14 protein-coding genes are annotated in these 23,440 nt (G+C 52.2%); 12 read left to right on the forward strand and 2 right to left on the reverse strand.

The genetic code is table 11. From position 1 onward, the window contains the following. The first annotated feature begins 8 nt into the window (after window positions 1–8). The 7 genes from DP091_RS17535 (at window position 9) to DP091_RS17565 (ending at window position 12,106) form a co-directional block, all read left to right on the forward strand. The gene (locus DP091_RS17535; protein ID WP_113059503.1) at window positions 9–1,817 is read left to right on the forward strand and encodes a sensor histidine kinase; all 1,809 of its coding nucleotides are present in this window, start codon (window positions 9–11) and stop codon (window positions 1,815–1,817) included. Further along, on the forward strand, window positions 1,792–3,348 hold the full coding sequence (locus DP091_RS17540; RefSeq protein ID WP_113059504.1) for a response regulator transcription factor: 1,557 nt from the start codon (window positions 1,792–1,794) through the stop codon (window positions 3,346–3,348). The genes DP091_RS17535 and DP091_RS17540 overlap by 26 nt, the downstream gene beginning before the upstream one ends. A 406-nt stretch (window positions 3,349–3,754) precedes the next feature. After that, complete coding sequence (locus DP091_RS17545) at window positions 3,755–4,717, forward strand: ABC transporter permease (RefSeq protein ID WP_113059505.1); 963 nt, start codon at window positions 3,755–3,757, stop codon at window positions 4,715–4,717. A 14-nt stretch (window positions 4,718–4,731) separates the two neighbouring features. Further along, window positions 4,732–5,640: a carbohydrate ABC transporter permease gene (locus tag DP091_RS17550; protein ID WP_071219671.1), complete on the forward strand. Its 909-nt coding sequence runs from the start codon at window positions 4,732–4,734 to the stop codon at window positions 5,638–5,640. A 76-nt stretch (window positions 5,641–5,716) separates the two neighbouring features. Then, entirely contained in the window at window positions 5,717–7,429 is a 1,713-nt protein-coding gene (locus tag DP091_RS17555; RefSeq protein WP_113059506.1) for an ABC transporter substrate-binding protein, read from the forward strand. 201 nt (window positions 7,430–7,630) lie between these two features. Next, window positions 7,631–10,006 (forward strand): glycoside hydrolase family 95 protein, encoded by a 2,376-nt coding sequence (locus DP091_RS17560; RefSeq protein ID WP_258394599.1) that lies wholly within the window; start codon window positions 7,631–7,633, stop codon window positions 10,004–10,006. 66 nt (window positions 10,007–10,072) lie between these two features. After that, window positions 10,073–12,106 carry a beta-galactosidase gene (locus DP091_RS17565; RefSeq protein WP_113059508.1) on the forward strand — a complete coding sequence of 678 codons (2,034 nt, stop codon included), beginning with the start codon at window positions 10,073–10,075 and terminating at the stop codon, window positions 12,104–12,106. 149 nt (window positions 12,107–12,255) lie between these two features. Here the strand turns inward: DP091_RS17565 and DP091_RS17570 are convergent, their stop codons facing one another. Both DP091_RS17570 and DP091_RS17575 read right to left on the reverse strand, forming a co-directional pair. Further along, the gene (locus DP091_RS17570; protein ID WP_113059509.1) at window positions 12,256–13,893 is read right to left on the reverse strand and encodes a response regulator transcription factor; all 1,638 of its coding nucleotides are present in this window, start codon (window positions 13,891–13,893) and stop codon (window positions 12,256–12,258) included. Beyond that, on the reverse strand, window positions 13,871–15,706 hold the full coding sequence (locus DP091_RS17575; RefSeq protein ID WP_113059543.1) for a cache domain-containing sensor histidine kinase: 1,836 nt from the start codon (window positions 15,704–15,706) through the stop codon (window positions 13,871–13,873). The genes DP091_RS17570 and DP091_RS17575 overlap by 23 nt, the downstream gene beginning before the upstream one ends. A 133-nt stretch (window positions 15,707–15,839) precedes the next feature. Here DP091_RS17575 and DP091_RS17580 point away from each other — a divergent pair, with 133 nt between their 5' ends. The 5 genes from DP091_RS17580 to DP091_RS17600 all read left to right on the forward strand — a co-directional run bounded on the left by DP091_RS17580 (window position 15,840) and on the right by DP091_RS17600 (window position 23,349). Further along, entirely contained in the window at window positions 15,840–16,721 is an 882-nt protein-coding gene (locus DP091_RS17580) for a carbohydrate ABC transporter permease (protein ID WP_071219666.1), read from the forward strand. Continuing rightward, window positions 16,722–17,561 (forward strand): carbohydrate ABC transporter permease, encoded by an 840-nt coding sequence (locus DP091_RS17585; protein WP_071219665.1) that lies wholly within the window; start codon window positions 16,722–16,724, stop codon window positions 17,559–17,561. It abuts the gene before it with no gap. A gap of 68 nt (window positions 17,562–17,629) precedes the next feature. Further along, window positions 17,630–18,916 carry an ABC transporter substrate-binding protein gene (locus DP091_RS17590; RefSeq protein WP_113059510.1) on the forward strand — a complete coding sequence of 429 codons (1,287 nt, stop codon included), beginning with the start codon at window positions 17,630–17,632 and terminating at the stop codon, window positions 18,914–18,916. A 152-nt stretch (window positions 18,917–19,068) separates the two neighbouring features. Further along, window positions 19,069–21,111, forward strand: coding sequence for a beta-galactosidase (locus DP091_RS17595; protein ID WP_113059511.1), 2,043 nt, complete (start codon window positions 19,069–19,071; stop codon window positions 21,109–21,111). 48 nt (window positions 21,112–21,159) lie between these two features. Continuing rightward, window positions 21,160–23,349: an alpha-galactosidase gene (locus DP091_RS17600; protein WP_113059512.1), complete on the forward strand. Its 2,190-nt coding sequence runs from the start codon at window positions 21,160–21,162 to the stop codon at window positions 23,347–23,349. The last annotated feature ends 91 nt before the right edge of the window (window positions 23,350–23,440 follow it).

Consider the following 23,440-nt stretch of genomic DNA (forward strand, 5'->3'; position numbering starts at 1 on the left):
ACGGTCCGATGTTATCCTATTTCATTCAACTTGTGAATGACATGAAAATCCGCAACAAACTGATATTGTCTTTTGTTGTCGTGGTCTTTGTCCCGGTAGCCATCGTGGGAATATTCCTTACGGGCGAGCTCCGCAAATTTGCTTTCGACAATGCGCTGGAGCAAGCTTACCAGAATGTGGACCGGGTCAAGAAACGGTCCACCGAAGTCATCAATGTGGCAGACGATTTATCTTATCGGCTATCTTACGACGAGCGTCTGAGAAACCTTGCCAGCCGGCAATATGAAAGCGTATACGATGTGTTCGTGGCTTACAGGGAGTATCCCGATTTACAGCAGGCAATTCTGATGTACAAGGAAATATCGAATATCCGTTTCTACAGCGAGAACCCCACCATGCTGAACAATTGGGAGTTTCTTTATCCCGAGGACGAAATCAAGAGAACGGAATGGTATCAGCGAGCCGAGGATAATATCGGCGTCATCTACTGGGACTATATTACGGATGAACGCGATCAGAAGGTGTATCTCAGCTTAATCAAGGGGGTTGATCTTGGAAGTAAAGACAACCGTGGCGTGCTTGTTATCAATGTCAATACAGGTATGCTGAACACGATCCTCAGCCAAGAAACGTTTGACACCATTATTGTGGACAGCAAGAACAATATTGTGGCCGCTAACCGTCCGGAGCTGTACGGGAAAACGCTAGCCGAGATTCAAGATACCAGCGGGGTTGTATACAATTTGAGCGGAAGCTATGAATCGGTTATCCATGACGAAGCCTCCAAAGTACTGATTGAACCGTTGAATACGGAATCCGGGGTTAACGGCCTGCGCATTATCTCCATATTTTCGATTGATAGCATCGTGGCGGATGCCAATCGGATCAACAAGCTGGCGATGACGGTCATCATCATCAGTCTGCTGCTGGCCGTTCTTCTGATCTATAGCTTCTCTTCATTGATCTCGAACCGGTTGCTGCGTCTCAGCAAGCATATCACGAAGGTAGGTACCGGTAACCTCGGCGTTGCCATGAGAATTGACGGCAAGGATGAGATCGGTCAGTTATCTCGCCAATTCAACTCCATGGTGGGTAACATTAACGACCTGATGAACGAAGTGCAGGTTTCCAATGAACAGAAAAGGTTAATGGAGCAGAAGCAGAACGAAATTAAATTCAAAATGATGGCCGGTCAGATCAATCCGCACTTTTTGTTTAATGCCTTAGAGTCTATTCGCATGCAGGCACATCTCAAGGGTGAGGACGAAATCGCCCGGATTGTGCGGCTGCTCGGTAAAATGATGCGAAGCAATCTTGAGATCGGCAGCGGAAAAACAACGATAAAAGACGAGATCGAAATGGTGCAGTGTTATCTGGATATTCAAAAGTTCCGCTATGAGGATCGTCTGAAATATGAACTTCTGGTGGATCCCGAAGCCGATCGGGTAAGAATCCCCCCGCTGATCATACAGCCGCTTGTGGAGAATGCGGTCATACATGGGATGGATCACAAGGAAGAAGGAACTTTCATCAGGGTGAGGGTCACGGCTAGTGAAGGGAAACTGCTCGTGATCACCGAGGATAATGGGGCGGGCATAACCCCGGAGAGATTGCAGATGATCTACGGTTATTTGAACGATACCGATGAGAAGGACGGAGGGCGGATCGGACTCCGGAATGTTCATGTCCGTCTGCAGCTTACCTACGGCCCTGATGCAGGTCTGATCATTTACAGCGAGCCGGGCATAGGAACACGTATTGAATTCAGTATCCCGACAGGAGGAGAGAGCGATGATGAAAGTATTAATCGTGGATGACGAACCCAAGCTGCGCGAAGGGCTGAAGAGCATTGTGCCATGGACCGAGCTTGGGTATCAGGTTGTTGGAACCGCAGCGAACGGAAGCGAAGCGCTGGAGAAGCACGGGACGTATGACCCGGATTTGATGCTGATTGATATCCGAATGCCGGGAATGGACGGATTGCAGCTGATCGAAGCCATCCGAAACCTGGATTCCGAGATTCATCTGCTCATCCTGAGCGGGTATGCCGATTTTGATTATGCTAAGCGGGCGATGTCCCACCGCGTGGACGGATACCTTTTGAAACCGGTGGATGAGGACGAGCTGAGCATGTATTTGCTGCAGATTAAAGAAGCCATCGAGCAGGAACAGGAGAGGAAGGCACTGAATAGGGCAGCCTCGGATATGAGCCGCGAGCAGTTCATTCAGACATGGTTCAACCCGGAGGGCAATCCCGATCCGGCAGCTTTGCGGAATATGGCCGAGCGATCAGGACTGTTATGGAACCAGTACCAAGTGCTGCTTGTTCATCATAACGGCTACGATGAATCCGTTGAGGGAGCCGACGATCGGTTGAAAAACCAGCTGATCGAAGCTTTTGAAGAGAACGGCCACGGCGCGGTCTTTACCATGAATCGACAGTTAGGCGTCCTAATGCACACGCCGGTCTTGACGGCGGGTGGGCGCAAAGAATTGCTGCAGATGGTGGAGGAAGCCGCAAGTCGGGCCGGCACGGCGATAACGGCCTCTTTGGGCCGTCAGGTCCACCGTTTGGAAGATGTGGCGAATTCGTACCGTTGTGCCAAGGAACGGATTCGCGAACGCTTCTTCTATGCTCCCGGCGAGTTGTTATTCCCTGAATCCGAGCGGTTTGCCGGCAGCATAACGGATCAAGAACGGCAGCCCTATGATCCGGTGCAGCTGATGGAACAGCTCTATTACGCCGTGGATGTGGGTAATGTGGAGGTGCTGCGGAAGCTGCTGCATGCTGCAGCGTATGCCATGGTGAATGAAGAATATACGGAGGAAAGGATGAAAAGCGCCTTCGTGGAGCTTCTGACCGGGGTGCACAACAAGCTGATGCAGCATCATACCGAGCTGCAGTCCCGCACGAAAGAATACTCCGATCGGATTGCGGCAATATTCCGCCAGCGCACGGCCTATGATTTGTGCCGCCATTCGTCCCAATTTCTGGAGGAGCTGATTTGGCAGGCCGGCAATGGCGGAAGGGACCAGGAGATGAAGCGGATCATGGATCTGATTCAGCGTAATTACAATGAGAATCTTAAACTGGAAACACTGGCCTCCGTATTTAATTACAACAGCGCCTACCTTGGGAAGATGTTCAAGAATACAACCGGAGAATACTTCAATACGTACCTCGATAAGGTCCGGATCGACAAGGCCAAGGATTTTTTGAAGCAGGGCATGAAGGTGTATCAGGTTGCGGAGAAGGTCGGGTATACGAATGTCGACTATTTTCATAGCAAGTTTAAAAAATACGTCGGTACCTCTCCATCCAATTTCCGTAAGGAGCTGGACCTGTGATCAGTCGTCACATTCTCACCTACAACTAGACTAAACATAAATACTTTCATATCGTGCCCTTTAGACGCGACTAAGGTACGCGTCTTTTTGTTTTTCCCTTTCCTTCCCCAAGGCATTATCGGGGCACTAATGCTGCAAAGCATAGAGCGGAGGGGCCGGAATCGTATCGGAGAAGCGCCAGCGGTCGCCTTTAAAGCCGGGAAACCGCCTCCCTGTATCATCCGAAGTTTCCCGGGTTTAACAGCGATCGGCGATACGATCCGGACACGGAGCGGCATAAAGGTCTTTCGCATTTACCTCCCACCGTTAATGTCTAATTTTTATATGATTTTTAAGCCAATCCTTCGGGTACTTCCCTGCCCCAGCTTGGTTTATCATCAGGATATACAAGAGAGGAGGGGTTGGTTTGAAAGCGGTAACAAAGACAGAAGGTAGCATCCAACCTGCCGCAAAGAAAAAGAAAGGCTTTTGGGCCACTTTCAAAGAGCAGAAAGTACTGTACGGAATGTCGCTTCCATTCATCGTCATTGTGTTCATTTTCAGCTACATGCCGGTATGGGGCTGGTTGATGGCATTCCAGAATTACAGGCCGGGCAAAGGAATCTTCGAGCAAAAATGGGTGGGCCTGGACCATTTCGTGACACTCTTCTCGGACGATAAGTTTTATCTGGTGTTGCGAAATACACTCGCCATGAGTTTCATGGGATTGATTGTTGGATTCACCATTCCGATCCTATTCGCAGTCTTGTTGAATGAGCTTCGTGGAAGCGTATTCAAGAGGACCGTACAGACGATATCTTATCTGCCGCATTTTGTGTCCTGGGTCGTGGTTGCCGGTATCGTGACCAAAATGCTGTCCACAGATGGAGGCGCTGTCAACCAGCTGCTGATGTGGCTGGGGTTCATTGATCAGCCCATACAGTTCATGGCTCAGGGGAACCTGTTCTGGTACATCGTAACGGGCTCCGATATATGGAAGGAAATGGGCTGGAGCGCGATCATTTATTTGGCAGCGATTTCAGGCATTGATCAGGAGCAATTCGAAGCAGCCAAGGTTGACGGCGCGAGCCGACTTCGCCAAATATGGCATATTACGCTGCCAAGCATCGCCCCTACGATTGCAATTCTAATGATCATGTCCATCGGACATCTGATCAGCATCGGCTTCGAGAAGCAGTTCTTGCTGGGTAACCCGCTGGTGGTGGATTATTCCCAAGTGCTGGATCTGTATGCGCTGAATTTTGGCCTTGGGATGGGTCGTTTCTCATTCGGTACGGCCATCGGGATGTTCAACTCCATTGTGAGTATCCTCTTGTTGCTGCTCGCTAACGGCGTATTCAAAAAATTCACGAAGCAATCGATTATGTAGGGGAGGGAAGCAGCATGGCACGAACCAAAACAGCATTCAAGCCCACGCTCTCCGACCGCGTGTTTGATATTGGTAACTTTACTTTTATGACATTGGTCATGATCGTTACTCTGTATCCGTTCCTGAATGTTCTTGCGATATCATTGAACGATTCCGTAGATACAGTGCGCGGGGGGATCTATCTCTGGCCGCGGGAGTTTACGCTTGAGAATTACGTGCAGATCTTCAAATACGACGGTTTGATAACAGGGGCCAAAATTACGATTCTCCGTACGCTGGCAGGAACATTCTTGGGCTTGCTGAGCGGCACGATGCTGGGTTACGTCCTCAGCAGGGTGGACTTTCAGGGAAGAAAGTTCATGTCGACCTTTCTTGCGCTGACGATGTACTTCTCCGGCGGAATGATTCCAGTGTTCATTCTGATCCGCGACTTAAACATGATGAATTCGTTTCTGGTCTACATCATTCCGGGAATGGTAAGCGCGTTCAATGTATTCGTTATCCGCTCTTTCATCGACAGCCTGCCGTATTCGCTGCAGGAATCGGCTAAGCTTGACGGGGCCAACGATTTCACGATCTATTACAAAATCATTCTTCCGCTCTGTAAGCCCGTATTGGCTACCATCGCCTTATTCCTGGCCGTCGGGCAGTGGAACTCATGGTTCGATACGTATCTCTATAACGGCAACGCACCCCATCTGACGACGCTTCAATTCGAGCTGATGAAAGTGCTGCAGAGCACGCAGGGACAAACCAGCGGCATGATGTCGGGTCAGAACATGGCCGAAATCGTGAAGCAGGTGTCGCCGGAATCGATCAAAATGGCGATCACGATTGTGGTTACGGTTCCCATATTGCTCGTCTATCCGTTCCTGCAGCGGTATTTTGTAAAAGGCATGACGCTTGGAGCCGTAAAAAGCTAAGCGTAAGTACGGTATCAGCAGGCAACACGTCCTGTTATACGATAGATGATTAAAAATCGGTTTAGGGGGTATAGCAATGAAACATAAGAAGAGATTGTCGCTGCTGCTAGCGATCATGATGATGGCCACATTCGTGCTTGCGGCATGCGGCAACAGCGACAGCAACAATAGCGCAAACGGCGGCGAAGAAGGCAATGGCGGCAACGATACGCAGCAGGAAGAGAAGCTCGAGCCGATGACCATGACGTATTACAGCGCGGATTCCAATGCAAACTGGGCCAACATGCAGGATGCGGTCGGCAAGAAGCTGACTGAGAAAACCGGCATTACGATCCAGGCCGAATACGCGGTGGACGGCTCCAATCAGAAGCTTCCGCTGATGGTGGCGAGCGGGGAATATCCAGACTTGGTATTTGCCAAGGGTGACGCCAATCTGTTTGTGGATTCCGGAGCGTTTATTGATCTGACAGATCTGATCGAAGAGCATGCGCCGAATATCAAGAAGGTGTATGGCGAATATATGAGCCGTCTGAAATGGAGCAATGAGGATGAGGCCATCTATGTCCTCCCGACACTTGCAGCGGTGGACCATCAGGCCCTCGATGCCGGCGGTACGTTCCAGATCCAGCATGAAGTGCTGAAAGAACTCGGTTACCCTGAACTGAAAACGGTGAAGGATTATGAGAACGCGCTGAAAGAGTATGCCGAGAAACACCCGACCATTGACGGTCAGCCGACGATTCCGCTGACGTTGAATGCGGACGGATGGAGAATCATGATCTCGGTAACGAACCCGGCGTTTATCGCGACAGGCGTATCGGATGACGGCGAGTACTATATCGACCCGGAAACAACCGAGGCGAAGCTGCACTACAAGCGCCCGGAAGAGAAAGAATATTTCCGCTGGCTGAATCATATGAACGCCGAGGGCTTGTTGGATAAAGAAACGTTCGTGCAGAAGACGGACCAATACGAAGCTAAAATCTCCTCTGGCCGTGTTCTTGGCGTCATCGATCAGGAGTGGGGCTTCGGCAATGCAACCAACGCGCTAAGATCTTCCGGTAAGGAAAACCGCACCTATGCGAGATTCCCGATCCAACTGGATGAGTCGACCAAGGATGCAACATTCCAAGACACGGGTTACGTTGCAGGATGGGGCGTAGGTATTACGACATCCGCGAAGGATCCGGTTCGAATCATCAAGTTCCTGGATTATCTGGCTTCTGAAGAAGGGCAAGTTTTGATGAATTGGGGAATCGAAGGCGAGCATTACAACGTGGTGGACGGCAAGCGCGTCATTCCGGAAGATGTTCAAGAGCGCAAAACCTATGACAACGCCAACTTCACCAAGGAAACAGGAATCGGCTTGTACAACGCCATGTTCCCTCGTTACGGCGATGGCGTGAAGGATTCGACGGGCAACTACTATACAACGAATTTCCCGGAGACAATCATAGAGAACTATACGCCATCCGCGAAGGAGACGCTGAAAGCGTACGGCGCGGAAATGTGGAAAGACCTGTGGCCGAAGCAAGAGGAATTCGAAGTGAAGCCGTGGGGCGTTGCTTACAACATTCCGGTACCGAGCGACTCCAACATCAATATCACCTACAAAAAGGTGGAAGAGATTACCCGTAAACGGATTCCGGAAGTCATTCTTGCCGATCCGGCGAAATTTGACGCGCTGTATGATCAGTTCATCAAAGAACTGAATGATGCGGGCGCCGAGAAGATGGAGCAGGAATACACCCAATTGGTACGCGAACGCGTGGAACTATGGAATAATTAAGGTAGAGGCGAATAAAAGGGGCCGGCTGTATGCGGCCCCTTTTGCCGCTATTCAAGGCAGTTGCTGCTAGGCGGCGGGCCTTAAGTTATTCGAATAAATACAACCTAAGATGAAGGATTTAAGGTGTTTTTCGAGAAGACCTTTATCAAATTGGAATAAGGGGGGATTACACTGAATTCAGTACAGCAGCAGACCTCAACATTGTGGTATCGGAAACCCGCGGCCAAGTGGGAAGAAGCGCTTCCGCTTGGAAACGGCCGTCTTGGCGCCATGGTGTTCGGGGGCGTACAGGAAGAACGCATTCAATGGAATGAAGATACGCTTTGGTCCGGGTTTCCCCGGGACACGAATAATTATGAGGCTCTCCGGCATTTGGCAACGGCAAGAGAGCTGATTGCGTCCGGAAAGTATACCGAAGCCGAACAGTTGATTGAGGGGAAGATGGTCGGCAGGAGCACGGAGTCCTTTTTGCCTTTAGGAGATCTGGTTATCAGACAGAGCGGAGTTGGGGATGATTGGACGGACTATAGGCGCGAACTGGATTTGGATACAGGGATTGCATCCACTCACTTTCGAGCCGGCGGCTCGGATGGTCGCTTCAGCAGGGAAGTATTCATCAGTGCGCCGGATCAGGTAGCGGTTATTCGTTATACGAGCACGAACGCTGGAACCATCCAATTGGAGATCGGGCTTCGTTCACCGCTGCAGCATGGTACCCGCAGCGCAGAAGACGGATCCTTGGTGTTGTATGGACACGCTCCCACCCATATTGCTGAGAATTACAGAGGTGATCACCCCGGGGCGGTGCTCTTTGAAGACGGGCTTGGCATAAGGTATGAAATGAGGCTGCTGCCTTTAACGGATAGCGGGCAGGTTACGGTGGATGACAGCGGTATACGTATTCACGGCGCAGGCTCGGTCACGCTGCTGATTGCGGCTGCCACGAATTTTGAAGGCTTCGATCGCTCTCCAGGTTCTGGAGGAACCGATCCGTCCGGTATATGCAGGAGGAGGCTTCAGGACGCGATGGGGCGTGGCTTTGAAGAATTGCGCTCACGGCATGTCCAAGACCATCAAGCCTTGTTCAGACGCGTGGACCTTCAGCTTGGCCGTTCAGAGAATGGACGTTCCATAGAAGCTTTAGCCACCGACGAGCGGATGGAAGCGTACCGGGAAGGACGGGAGGATGCTGCTCTCGAGGCGCTGATGTTTCAATTCGGAAGGTATTTGCTCATTGCCAGCTCTCGGCCAGATACACAGCCTGCACATCTGCAGGGCATATGGAACCCGCATGTACAGCCGCCATGGAACAGCGATTATACAACGAATATCAATACGGAGATGAACTACTGGCCCGCAGAGACGACGCATCTGAGCGAGTGTCATGAGCCGCTGATCCAGATGATCCGGGAGCTTAGCGTAAGCGGTGCCCGGACGGCGAAAATTCATTACGGCGCCCGTGGATGGGTTGCCCACCATAACGTGGATCTATGGCGAATGGCCAGTCCGAGCGATGGCAGGGCCATGTGGGCTTTCTGGCCAATGGGCGGCGCATGGCTGTGCCGGCATCTATGGGAGCATTACCAATTCCAGCCGAATCTTGAATATTTGCGGGAAACGGCTTATCCGCTGATGAGGGATGCGGCATTGTTTTGCCTGGATTGGCTTATTGAAGACGGGAAAGGGCATCTCGTGACCAGCCCGTCGACATCGCCGGAGAATCAGTTCCTTACCGAGGAAGGCCTGCCTTGCAGCGTGTCGGCAGGCTCCACTATGGACATGGCCATCATCCGGGATATATTCCAGAATTGCATTGAAGCATCACAGCTCCTGGACCAGGATGCTGAGCTGCGGGAGGAATGGAGGGCGGCGGCAGCGAGGCTGCTGCCTTACGCCATTGATGCCGAGGGCAAACTCATGGAATGGAGCGAGCCTTACCCGGAAGCGGAGCCCGGACATCGGCACGTATCGCATCTGTATGGGCTGTACCCCGGCTCCGACATTACCCTTCAGGATACGCCGCAGCTTGCGGAAGCCGCTTATCGTACGCTGATGTCGCGGATCGACCATGGAGGAGGGCACACGGGGTGGAGCTGCGTATGGCTGATCAACCTGTTTGCCCGACTACAGCAGCCGGACAAGGCGTATGATTATGTCCGGACGCTGATTTCCCGTTCCATGCATTCTAATCTGCTTGGAGACCATCCTCCCTTTCAGATCGATGCGAATTTTGGAGGCACGGCCGGACTTGTGGAAATGCTGCTCCAGAGCCACTTGGGCGCTATTCAGCTGCTGCCGGCGCTGCCGAAAGCGTGGGCAGCAGGATCCGCAAGAGGATTAAAGGCTCGCGGCGGGTTTATTGTGGACATGGAATGGAGCGAAGGCATCCTAACGTCTGCGCGCGTAATCTCTACGCATGGCCGTGTCTGTAGAATTAGCTGTTCCGTGCCTCTCGCCGTTACGAGGGAAGACGGGGTTGCGGTGGCGGTGGATGATCAGGGCTCATTTGGAACGGTCAGCGGAGCGATATACCTGATCACGCCAGCGACTTCCGAAGGCAGCCGCGAACACGATTGATCGTACAATGCTTTGTTGATGGCGAACTGGATACGGAATTAAGAAGCTAAAGGAGCTGAACCCTAAATGATTAACGAAAAGTTACCCAAAATGTGGTATGGCGGCGATTATAATCCCGAGCAATGGGATGCAGAAGCGTGGAAGGAAGATGACCGCATGTTTAAGCTGGCGGGCATCGATGTGGCCACCATCAATGTATTCTCCTGGGCTTTGAGCCAGCCGAATGAGGATACGTACGATTTTGCCTGGCTGGACGAGACGATCGAACGGCTGTACCGGAACGGGGTATACATCTGTCTGGCAACCAGCACAGGGGCCCATCCGGCATGGATGGCCCGTAAATACCCGGATGTGCTGCGCGTCGACTACGAGGGACGTAAGCGCAAATTCGGAGGTCGTCATAACTCCTGCCCGAACAGCCCCACTTACCGTAAATACGCCAAAGCCATGGCCGGCAAGCTGGCGGAACGTTATAAGGATCATCCTGCCGTCTTGATCTGGCACGTATCGAACGAATACGGCGGGTACTGTTACTGCGACAATTGCGCCGCGGCATTCCGAACTTGGCTTGAGCAGCACTATGGCACGCTGGATGCCGTGAACAAGGCTTGGAATACCCGTTTCTGGGGACATACCTTCTACGACTGGGAAGACATTGTCGTACCTAACGCATTAAGCGAGGAGTGGGCCGGCAACCGGACCAATTTCCAAGGCATATCCCTGGATTACCGCCGTTTCCAGTCGGACAGCCTGCTGGACTGCTATAAGCTGGAGCGGGATGAATTAAAGCGGATCACGCCAGATATTCCGGTGACCACGAATCTGATGGGCTTCTATCCGGAGCTGGATTACTTCAAGTGGGCCAAAGAGATGGATGTTGTATCCTGGGATAACTACCCGTCTCTGGATACGCCATACAGCTATACGGCCATGGCGCATGCTTTGATGCGGGGGCTGAAGGGCGGACAGCCTTTTATGCTTATGGAGCAGACGCCAAGCGTCCAGAACTGGCAGCCGTATAACTCGGCCAAGCGCCCTGGGGTTATGCGATTGTGGAGCTATCAAGCGGTCGCCCATGGCGCGGATACGGTGATGTTCTTCCAGCTGCGCCGTTCGATCGGAGCCTGCGAGAAGTATCACGGAGCGGTCATCGAACATGTGGGACATGAACATACCCGCGTATTCCGCGAGTGCGCCGAGATGGGCAAGGAGCTGCAGCAGCTGGGGGACCGAATTCTGGATGCCCGTTCCGACGCCAAAGTCGCCATCATCTACGACTGGGAGAATCGATGGGGCATTGACCTGTCGAGCGGTCCGACCGTTGCCCTCAATTACGTGAATGAGGTCCATAAATATTATGATGCTCTGCACCAGCTGCATATTCAGACCGATATGATCGGCGTGGAAGAGGACTACCGGAAATATGACGTTGTCATCGCACCTGTGATGTATATGGCAAAGCAGGGATTTGCAGAGCGCGTGGAGGCCTTTGTATCGCAAGGCGGAACCTTTGTGACAACCTTCTTCAGCGGGATCGTGAACGAGAATGATCTGGTGACGCTGGGCGGTTATCCGGGCGAGCTGCGCAAGGTGATGGGAGTTTGGGCCGAGGAGATTGATGCGCTGCTTCCGGGCAAGCAGAATCAGATGGTGCTGCGAGGCCGGAAGGGACAACTGGAGGGCACCTACGACTGCGGCATTCTATGCGACGTAATCCATGCCGAGGGAGCAGAGGTCGTTGCCGAATACGGCTCGGACTACTATCAAGGGATGCCATCGTTAACCGTGAATTCCTTCGGGCAGGGGAAGGCCTGGTATGTGGCCACAAGTCCGGAGCCTAAATTCCTGATGGACCTGATGCAAACGATATGCAATGAACATGGCATTGAGCCCGTCCTGAAGGCTCCGGAAGGCGTTGAGGTTACAAAACGCGTGAAGGAGGGCGTGGAATTCACCTTTGTACTTAATCACATGCCGGAGAGCAAACTCGTGCCATTGGAAGGGGAGACCTACGTTGACCTGCTGACGGGAGAGGAGCATCGAGATTCCTGCGAAGTGCCGGCACGCGGAGTCATGATCTTGGAGAAGCAGCTGGGGTAGAAGGAGTGCATGAAGGTTCTGCGAAGACATCAATCGCTCTGAGGGTTCACATAAAAAAGCAGAGAAAGCGGGGATTCCCATGCTCTCTCTGCTTTATTTTATATGCCCAACACGGGCTGCTTGCCTTAAGCGGCAAACCGCTGCCCAGTCTACGCTTCCTGCTCATGCAGCTTGCGGAATTCCTTCGGCGAAATGCCCTCTTGCTTCTTAAAGACAAGACTGAAATATTTCTCGTTCTTAAAGCCGACCATTTCGGAAATCGCTGCCATTTTTAAACCTGGATTTTGCAGCAGGATTTTGGCCTTGGAGATGCGGATGCGGTTCAGATGCTCCGGGATGTTAATGCCGTGCCTTTGCTTGAATTTACGCGAAATGTACTCTCGGCTTACGTGAAATCGATTTGCAATATCATACAGCGATACATCGTTCTGATAATTTTGCTCGATAAACGCCGTAATGTCATGGATCAAGTCCTGACCCGTTTGCTTTTGAGACTGCACAGCAGAGGCCAGCAGGCTCATTAATTCAATCCAATACTGCTGCCACTCGGACAGCGAGCACACATACTTGTCCGGGCTTGGCCGCTCGATGGCGGCGCTTTCCGCTTTGTACAATTTCAACAAAGCTTCAGACGACGGGTTAGCCGTTTCATGAATGACGCGATTGGCGAATCTTTCGATATCGCGGTCCCAACGCTCCAGAAATTCCGGCGTGAGAACGCCGCTTTTCCGAATAGCTGAAATGAATGACTCTACGGCTTCGGTTATGGGAGCGGGCTGGCCGCTAAGTATGGCGAGCTTCCAGGTATCCTCATATCCGCTGAACTGCACCCCTTTATGATGGTCAACGCCCGACCGGCGCTGCTCCTCCGTATCATGGATAAAGTGATTAAGCACCGTTAAATCGCGCTGATGCAGGGCAGACGAGCTTCGGGCATACAATTCCGGAATGTCTGCCGGGTATTGACCGTCGGGACTCACGCCAAAATGCATGTGGCGCGACAAGGTGCGGTGCATCCCGTTATTGATCTCTTGTAGCAGCGTGGCAAGTGTGGCAAGCTGATCCCACAGCAAAATTACCAGCTGGTGAGGTGAACCAAAGTGACGGAAGGCGATCCCGATCCGGTCCTTTTGCAGAAATTCATTGCAAATATTGAGCAGGGCAAACATGAGCAAGTCCTGATGATGGCCAAAGCGGCTATATAGCGCGTGGTCTGACTTGTCCATTTGCATGACGGCCAGTCGTATCGTCTGCGCTTGCTCCGGTACGATGCCTTCATCCTTGAGGCGATTGACCACCTGGGAATGGGCGCTTTTGTCATCGATAAGGCTGGATAACAGCTTCTCGGAATAGACCGGTCGGTACTCGTTCACCTGAACATGCTGCTGCCGCGCCGCAAGGCGCTCCCGTTCCTCGGCTTTCCAGGCGGCCGTCGCCTTGGCAACCGCTTGGTTGATAACGGCTTCTTCAATGGGCTTCAGGATATAATCCGTGCCGCTGTACCAGATGGTGTTGCGTACGAATTCGAAGTCGTCATGCCCGCTGATGACAATGAATTTGATATCCGGGTAATTTTTATGAATCCATTCCATGAGATCCACGCCGTTTTTGAGCGGCATCAGCATATCCATGAGCACGAGGCTCGGCCGAAACGACGGAATCAGCTCCATCGCCTCAAGGCCATTGGCGGCTTCCTCTATATCGGTAATCCCGTGCGTCTCCCATTGGACCAGCAGTCTTATGGCCTTACGCACGCGAGACTCGTCATCCACGATCAATGCCTTCATCCGTTTCACCTTCCACATTTATAGTCAGTACAACTCGAAAGCCATGCGGCTTGTTGTTTTCGATGCTGAACTTGGATTTTCCGCGATAATACAGTCTCAGCCTTGTCATGATGTTGATGAGTCCGATCCCGCTGCTGTCTTCCGTGTCCATTTCGGAAAGAACCTGAAGCTGTTCCAGATCCATCTCTTCCATCCGAAGCAAATGCTCCTGCAGGGTTTGAAACGGCTCATCCTGCATCCCGTTTCCGTTGTCCTCAACCGTGATCTGCACGATGGAGGCCGACAGGCGCTTACTTTTTAGCGCGATGTAATTGTTTTCCGCCAAGGGGTTCATGCCATGCTTGAAAAAGTTCTCGATCAGCGGCTGAACCAGCATTTTCGGGATCAACACCTGCAAAGTCGACTCATCCACATCGTAACGGAAGTCGAACTGATTCTCAAATCGTTCCTTCTGCAGCTCCGCGTAATCCTTGATATGATCGAGCTCCGTGGCCAAGGTGACCGGCTTGTCCGTATTGTACATGCTGTATCTCATCATACGGGCAAGAGCGGAGATCAGGGAGTAAATCCTCTTCATGCCATGCTCAAGCGCAAGGGTGCCGATGGTTTGCAGCGCATTGTTCATAAAATGCGGGTTCACCTGAGCCTGCAGCGCCCGGAGCTGGTTGGTCCGGTTTGCCAGCTTCAGCTTGTATTCCTGCAAGATGAGGTTGTTGATCGTATCCATCATGCTGCCGAACCTGCGGTGGAGGGTTCCGATTTCGTCTTTGCGGTTAGAGGAGATATCCACGCTCATTCGTCCGCTTTTGACTTGGCTCATAAGGCCCACCAATTCCCGGATCGGCGCCGTAATATAGACCGAAATCCAGATGGTGGCGGCGATGATGAGAATAAGGGACACGCCGATCAGCAAAATATTGACGAAGGCGGCTTTGTCCGCGCTGCTCAGAATATAGGAGGAAGGAATCTCCTTGATCATCGTCCAGTCGCTGATCGACGTCTTGATATTGTTGTACAGATAGATTTTGTTGTTATACTCAAAATGGCCTTCCTTCTTACCGGACTGCTTGATGGTGTCGTACCATTCCGTTTGAATCTGCTGTCCAAGCCTCTCTTCATGGCCGGCATACATGATATAACCGGCTTCATTCGTAATATACAGCTGCTCATGTTCGGGCTGGAACAGCTGATTGCTGATCCGGCTCAGGAAGTTCATATCCATGTCGATGGCGAGAATGCCTAATCGCTCGGTAGAAGGGACGCGTTCTATGACCCGGTACATCGTGAATACTTGTGTATCGGCCTCGTAAGGATAAGCTAACTGAAAGCCATACGTGTGCAGGGGATGGGGCGGCTGCAAGACCACCGTATCGTTACTAAGATCGGGAATGTCGGGATAGAGGTTGACGTCACTTGTTTTTCTGGCGATATCCTGGGCGAACAATGTGGCCTCTCTTTTGCCGTCGACATAAAGATAGACCTGTCTGGAGCCGCTGATGGCTTTTTGGATGGACTGCAGCGTGGCGGACTGCCTGCCGCTGGCATTGATATTCTCATGACTATAATAAAGGCTGCGAAAAAAATCCGGATCCGAATAAACCGTAAGGGAATTACGGTTCATGTCTTCCAAATAGCTCTCCAAATTCAACCGTCCCTGATAGAGAAGGTTCATATTTTCAACAACGGCCCGTTCCTTGAGCGAGTTGGTGGTCATGACATAGCTGATGATCATGGAGATGGTGGTCGGAATGATGGTGGCCATGATCATAAAGGTAATCAATTTTGTGCGAATGCTGTTCCAATTCCAGTTCAATAAATTCACCGCCGATCAATTTTCTATACCATTTAGTTCACATCCTGTGGTAGTCCCAGGGTCTTCATCTTAGCATAATTAAATCATAGAGAAATGGATAGAGAAACGATAGGACAAGCGGAGGGGGATTTACATGAACAGCAAGAGAACGGCTGCCTTGACGCAGCAGTTGGTTTATATCGGACCCGCGCTGCTGTTTTTCGGCATTACGATCATTATCCCATTTGTGATGGGGATGTATTACTCGTTTACCAACTGGAATGGTGTCTCGGGGAATGTCGAATGGGTCGGGCTGGACAATTTCAAACAGATTTTCACAAATGACAGCGCATTCGCACAGTCCTTCTGGTTTACTACCAAGTTTACGATCGTTGGCGTGCTTTTAACGAATCTGGTCGGTTTTTTCCTGGCCTACTTCTTAACGAAAAATATTAGGGCGCGCAACTGGCTGCGGACGATCTTCTTCATGCCGAACGTGATCGGCGGATTGCTGCTCGGCTTCATCTGGCAGTTTATCTTCATAAAGGGCTTTGCCACCGTCGGCGAGGCTACGGGGATTCCGTTCTTTAATCTTCCGTGGCTTGGGGACGAAGTGACCGGCTTCTGGGGCATAGTCATGGTCTTTGTATGGCAATCGTCAGGCTATCTGATGGTCATCTACATCGCGTCCATTACGAATGTGTCCAAGGAAGTCATGGAAGCTGCCGAGATTGATGGAGCGAACCGGTTTCAAGTGCTGAAGAGCATCATCGTTCCGCTTATCATGCCGGCGGTCACCGTATGTTTATTCCTGGCAATTTCCTGGTCCTTCAAAATGTTCGACTTGAACCTGTCCCTCACGAAGGGCGGGCCATACCGCTCCACGGAGTCACTGGCCATGAACGTGTACAATGAGGCATTCCTGAACAACCGGTATGGACTCGGGACGGCCAAGTCCCTGATCTTCTTCCTGGTCGTTGCCGTCATCACGCTCATTCAAGTCCGATTAACGAAACAGAAGGAGGTTGAAGCTTAAATGAGATCGAAGAAACCTCCTATGTCGGCCTCCACAATCGTGTTGCAGATTGTGATGGTCATTATTGCGCTGATCTTCCTGGCGCCCTTTTACTTCCTGCTGGTGAACTCGGTCAAATCGCTGGGCGATATTATGGTCGACGCGGCCAACTGGCCAACCGCCTTTCATTTTGACAACTACAGCAAGGCTTGGGAAATGACCCGCTTCCCGGAAGCATTCGCGAATTCCGTCATCATTACGGTTATCAGTAATCTCATCATTGCCATGCTGAGTGCGATGGCGGCTTACCGAATGGTTCGGTCCAATACGAGATTCAATCAAATCGTGTTCATGCTGTTCGTATCGGCCATGGTCATCCCGTTCCAATCCATTATGATTCCATTGCTGCAGGTCATTAACTTCCTGGGCGTTAACAACAGTATCGTGGGCTTGATTCTCAGTTATCTGGGACTCGGCATCCCGTTGTCGGTCTTCCTGTTCCACGGATTCGTGAAGGGCATTCCGCTTGAAATCGAAGAGGCCGCCACGGTCGACGGAGCTTCTCCGTTCAGAGTATTTGCCCGGATTGTTTTGCCGATGCTGAAACCGATGATGGTGACGGTCATCATCTTGAACTGTCTGTGGGTATGGAACGACTACCTGCTGCCGTCCTTGATTCTGCAAAGTCCGGAACTGCGGACGATTCCGCTTGCGACCTTTGCCTTCTTCGGGCAGTATTCGAAGCAATGGGATATGGCGCTGCCGGCGCTCGTGCTGGGCATTACGCCGATTATCATCTTTTTCCTGTCATTACAGAAGTACATTGTTGAAGGCGTTGCTGCCGGCTCCGTTAAGGGGTAAAGGCAGCTGGCTTCTCCCAAATCGGTTATTCCATCTTTATATATAAACAATACTAGGGGGTAGTAAAGATGAACAAAATGAAATTATCACTCGTGATGCTGCTGGCTTTCTCGCTGCTGCTTGCGGCTTGCGGCGGCAAGTCGGAGGAAGGCCAGGGCGGAAGCTCGGATGGAGCTTCCGGCGAAGTGAAGACGGTTAAGATTTTTCAATTCAAAACCGAGATCGTGGACGGCTTGAATGAACTCAAGGTTGAATTCGAGAAGGAACATCCGAACATCAAGCTGGATATTCAAACCGTGGGCGGCGGCGCCGACTATGGTGCTGCATTGAAAACCAAATTCGCATCCAACGATGCGCCAGACATATTCTCCAATGGCGGCGACGCCGAGATGGAGATGTGGATTGACCGCCTGGAGGATCTGTCCGATCAGCCTTGGGTGAACGATCTGGTGGACATGGCGAAAGAGCCGATGACCAAAGACGGTAAAGTATACGGCATGCCGATGAACCTTGAAGGATGGGGTTACATCTACAATAAAGATTTGTTTGAGCAGGCGGGCATTACCGAGCTTCCTAAAACCTATGCCCAACTGGAAGATGCCGCGAAGAAGCTGGAAGCGGCAGGCATAACACCTTTTGCTAACGCTTATCAGGAATGGTGGTTGATCGGTAACCAAGGCATTAACCCGGCGTTTGCCCAGCAGGAGGATCCGAATGCCTTTATCCAGGGCTTGAACGACGGAACGCAAAAATTCGCGGGCAATGCGAAGTTCGAAGAGTGGGCCAAGCTGATGCAGCTGACACTGGATCACGGGAACAAAAACCCGCTGACCACCGATTACAATACGGCCATTTCCCTGCTGGCTACCGGCAAAACAGCCATGATGCAGAACGGCAACTGGGCCCAAACCGAGATTGATGCCATCAATCCGGACCTGAATCTTGGCTACCTGCCGATGCCGCTTGGCGACAATGCGGAGCTGAATGACAAACTGAACGTAGGCGTACCTGCGAACCTGGTCATCAACAAGGATTCCGCGTCGAAGGAAGAAGCGAAGATCTTCCTGAACTGGTTTGTCACATCCGATATCGGTAAAGAGTACATCGTCAAAAAATTCAAATTCATCCCGGCCTTGAAGACCATCGAAGCAACGCCTGAGGATATGGGTGACCTCGGCTCCGCTGTGTGGGAGTATGTGCAGGCTGGAAAAGTACTGCCAAGACAATCCGCGAAGTTCCCTGACGGTGTAGCGCAGGAATTCTCCGGCGCGATGCAGGCCTTCTTCGCCGGCAAATCCGATGCGAACAAGATGCTTGAGGATATGCAGACATCCTGGGATAGTCTGAAAAAGTAAGGAACAGCACTCTAACTCAAGCTAGCGAATCATCATAAGAGGTATGATCCCTGTCCGACAAGACACGGGATGGTGCCTCTTTTCTTTAAGATTCAAAGTACGTCGATCGTTACGATTTTCTTAGCTAGAAGAACGATGAAGGAGGCAATTTGATGATTAATCAACGTTTTCCCAAGATATGGTACGGCGGGGACTATAATCCCGAGCAATGGGATAAGGCAACGATGGAAGAGGACCTGCGCATGTTCGAGCTGGCCGGTGTTGACGTGGCCACCCTCAATGTATTCTCATGGGCTAAAACGCAGCGCGATGAGGACAGCTATGATTTCACGTGGCTTGACGAAATTATGGACCGCTTGGCAGAGGAGCAGGTTCATGTCTGCTTGGCAACAAGTACGGGGGCGCATCCGGCCTGGATGGCCAAGAAATACCCGGACATCCTGCGTGTTGACTACGACGGGCGCAAACGCAAATTCGGCGGTCGCCATAATTCATGTCCGAACAGCCCGACATATCGCAAATATTCGGTGCTGATGGCGCGTAAGCTGGCTGAGCGTTACAAAGATCATCCGGCACTGGTCATCTGGCACGTATCGAATGAGTACGGCGGATATTGTTATTGCGACAACTGCGAGTTGCAGTTCCGCGTCTGGCTGAAAGAGCGCTACGGGTCGCTCGACAAGCTGAATGCCGCATGGAATACCGGCTTCTGGGGCCATACCTTTTACGAGTGGGACGAGATTGTGGTACCGAATGCGCTCAGCGAGGAATTCGCCGGAAACCGAACCTTCTTCCAAGGGATATCGCTGGATTACCGACGTTTCCAGTCCGACAGCCTGCTGCAATGTTACCGACTGGAACGAGATGAGCTGAAGAAGGTTACGCCGGATATTCCGGTCACGACGAATCTGATGGGTTTTTATCCCGAGCTGGATTACTTCGAGTGGGCGAAGTACATGGATGTGGTATCCTGGGACAATTATCCCGCGATCGATACGCCGGTAAGCTTTACGGCGATGGCGCATAATCTGATGCGCGGGCTGAAAAGCGGACAGCCGTTCATGCTGATGGAGCAGACTCCGAGCGTTCAGAACTGGTCACCCTACAATTCGGCTAAGCGTCCCGGCGTAATGAGGCTGTGGAGTTATCAGGCCGTAGCGCATGGCGCCGATACGGTCATGTTCTTCCAGCTCCGCCGTTCCGTCGGGGCATGCGAGAAATTCCATGGTGCATTGATCGAGCACGTGGGACATGAGCATACCCGGGTCTTTCGGGAATGTGCGGATCTGGGGCAAGAGCTGCAGCAGCTCGGAGACAAGCTGCTCGACTCCCGTTCGGACGCCAAGGTAGCGATTATGTATGATTGGGAGAATCGTTGGGCGCTGGAGCTGTCAAGCGGACCTTCCAAAGCGCTGAACTACGTGGATGAGGTTCATAAGTATTACGATGCGCTGTACCAGCTGAATATCCAGACGGATATCATCAGCGTTGAGGAGGACCTGAGCAAGTACGATGTGGTCATCGCCCCGGTGATGTATATGGTTAAGCCTGGCGTTGCCCAGCGCGTGGAGCGGTTTGTGTCCAGGGGCGGAACCTTTGTGACGACCTTCTTCAGCGGCATCGTCAATGAGAACGATCTGGTAACCCTGGGAGGTCATCCCGGCGAGCTGCGTAAGGTGATCGGCATCTGGGCCGAGGAGATCGATGCCCTGCTTCCCGGGCAGCAAAATCAGATCAACATGAAGCAGGATTGGGGATCGCTGCGTGGAAGTTATCCATGTGGAATTTTGTGTGACGTCATCCACGCGGAGACAGCGGAGGTTCTGGCGGAGTACGGATCCGACTTCTATAAAGGCACGCCTGTTCTTACGAAGAATGTCTTTGGCGAAGGTCAGGCCTATTATGTGGCGAGCAGTCCGGATTCGCAGTTCCTGCAGGGGTTTCTTGCCAATCTGTGCGAAGAACAGGGTGTGAAGCCGCTGCTGGAAACACCAGCCGGCGTTGAGGTGGCAGAGCGGGTGAAGGATGGGAACTCCTACTTGTTCATCATGAACCACAATGCCGAAGAGATGACGTTTGATGCAGGTTCTGCCAATCAATTCGATCTCCTGGGCAGCCGGCAGATTTCAGGCCATGTCACGATTCCGGGAAGGGACGTCATGATTCTGGAAAGGACGGCCGCCGTAAGGTCTTAATAAGGACCATGGAGATCTAACTCGGACCTTGTTAGGGGGCAAAAAGCAGTGAGTATACATTTTCATGAAGATCTGGGAGTGTTCCATCTCCAAAGCGATCGGTCAAGTTACGTGATTGAGCTTGTACGGGGCGTTTATCCGGCGCATGCCTATTGGGGGCGCCGGATTCGCGATAACCGCGTAGGCAATTTGCTGGAGCGCCGGGGAAGAGCATCCTTTTCGCCAACGCCGTTTCGCGAGGATGCTTCCTTTTCCCTGGACAGCTTGCCTCAGGAATACCCGGGCTACGGCAGCGGTGATTTCCGACAGCCTGCGTATCAGGTGAAGCTGGCTAACGGGACTACCGTCACCGAAGCGGAATATGTCCGTCACCGGATATACAGCGGCAAACCGAAGCTGGAAGGCTTGCCTGCCGTATATACGGAACAGGATGCCGAGGCGGATACGCTGGAGCTGGAACTGCTTGATCCGGTAAGCGGCTTGACGATTTATTTGTCTTATACGGTCATGAATGCGTTCGATGCCATCACGCGTTCCGTGTCCTTCCGGAATGACAGCAAGGAGAACATTACCCTGCTGCGGGCCATGAGCGCCAGCGTGGATATGAATCATAGCTGTTATGATCTTTTGCATCTTCATGGGGCATGGGCGAGAGAGCGCCATGTGCAGCGAAGAAGATTATCTCCCGGCATGCAGGGAATTGAGAGCCGCAGGGGTTCAAGCAGCCATAACCATAATCCGTTCCTTGCGCTGCTGTCCGAAGGCGCCGGCGAAGAGCACGGTGAAGTGTACGGCTTCAGCCTTGTATACAGCGGCAGCTTCTCCGCGCAGGTTGAGGTGGATCAATACGAAACAGCCCGGGTTACGATGGGATTGAATCCATTCGATTTTTCCTGGCTGCTGGAGCCGGGACAATCGTTCCAGACGCCGGAAGCGGTGATGGTCTTCTCGGCGGAGGGCCTAGGCGGCATGTCCAGACGCTATCATAAGATGTACCGTACAAGGCTGAGTCGGGGGCAATTCCGGGATGCCACGCGTCCGGTGCTGGTTAACAACTGGGAAGCGACCTACTTTAATTTTAATGCGGATAAAATCGAGCAGATCGCCAGCACCGGAAGGGATCTCGGTATCGAGCTGTTCGTGCTGGATGACGGATGGTTCGGCAAGCGAAATGATGATACGACTTCCCTTGGGGATTGGGTCGTTGACAAGAACAAACTGCCGGAGGGCCTTGAAGATCTCGTGAAGCGGGTTCGCAATCTGGATATGCAGTTCGGCTTGTGGTTTGAGCCGGAGATGATTTCGCCGGACAGCGATCTGTACCGCCAGCATCCGGACTGGTGCCTGCATGTGGAGGGACGCCGGCGAACGGAAGGAAGACAGCAGCTGATCCTGGATTTCTCCCGTGAGGAAGTAGGCGATGCGGTGGCCGATATGGTTCGGAGCATCCTGCAAAGTGCGCCGATTACCTATGTGAAATGGGACATGAACCGGAATATGACGGAGATCGGGTCGGCTGCGCTGCCGCCTGAGCGTCAGCGGGAAACGGCCCATCGTTATATGCTGGGGTTATATCGGGTGATGGAGCAGCTGACGACCGAGTTCCCGCATATTTTGTTTGAGAGCTGCTCCGGCGGCGGCGGACGTTATGATCCGGGGATGCTGTATTACATGCCGCAGACGTGGACAAGCGATAACTCCGATGCCGTCAGCCGTTTGAAGATTCAATACGGAACGAGCCTTGTGTATCCTCTTAGCTCCATGGGAGCCCATGTGTCCGCCGTACCGAATCATCAGGTGTTTCGGAATACTTCGCTGCGTACGAGAGGCCATGCAGCGATGTCGGGCAATTTCGGATATGAGCTTGACCTGACGGCCTTCAGTGAGCAGGAAAAGGAAGAGGTCCGCGAGCAGGTGAAACTGTACAAGGAGATTCGGCATCTGGTGCAGTTCGGGGATTTCTATCGTCTTCGGAATCCGTTCGAAGGGAACGAAGCAGCCTGGACCATCGTCTCCGAGGATCGCTCGGAAGCGGTGCTGTATTACTTCCGCATCATAAGCGAGGCGAATGAGCCGATTGTGTGGCTGCGCACGGCAGGGCTGGATCCGGAAGGGGATTATCGGTGCGTGGAGGATGGGAATATCTACGGCGGAGACCGACTGATGAACGCCGGATTGGCCATTCCCGCGATGCATGGCGATTTCCAGAGCTTCATGTGGAGATTCGAGCGAGTGTAAGCTGTTGACTCAAGCCAAGGGGGACCAATTGCGCCCCGAGCCCAAGCGTTATGTATAATATGAATCCATCATAAAGCGGATAAAGCCAAAA

The organism is Paenibacillus sp. MDMC362, from assembly GCF_003269305.1.
GTDB lineage: Bacteria > Bacillota > Bacilli > Paenibacillales > Paenibacillaceae > Paenibacillus_AQ.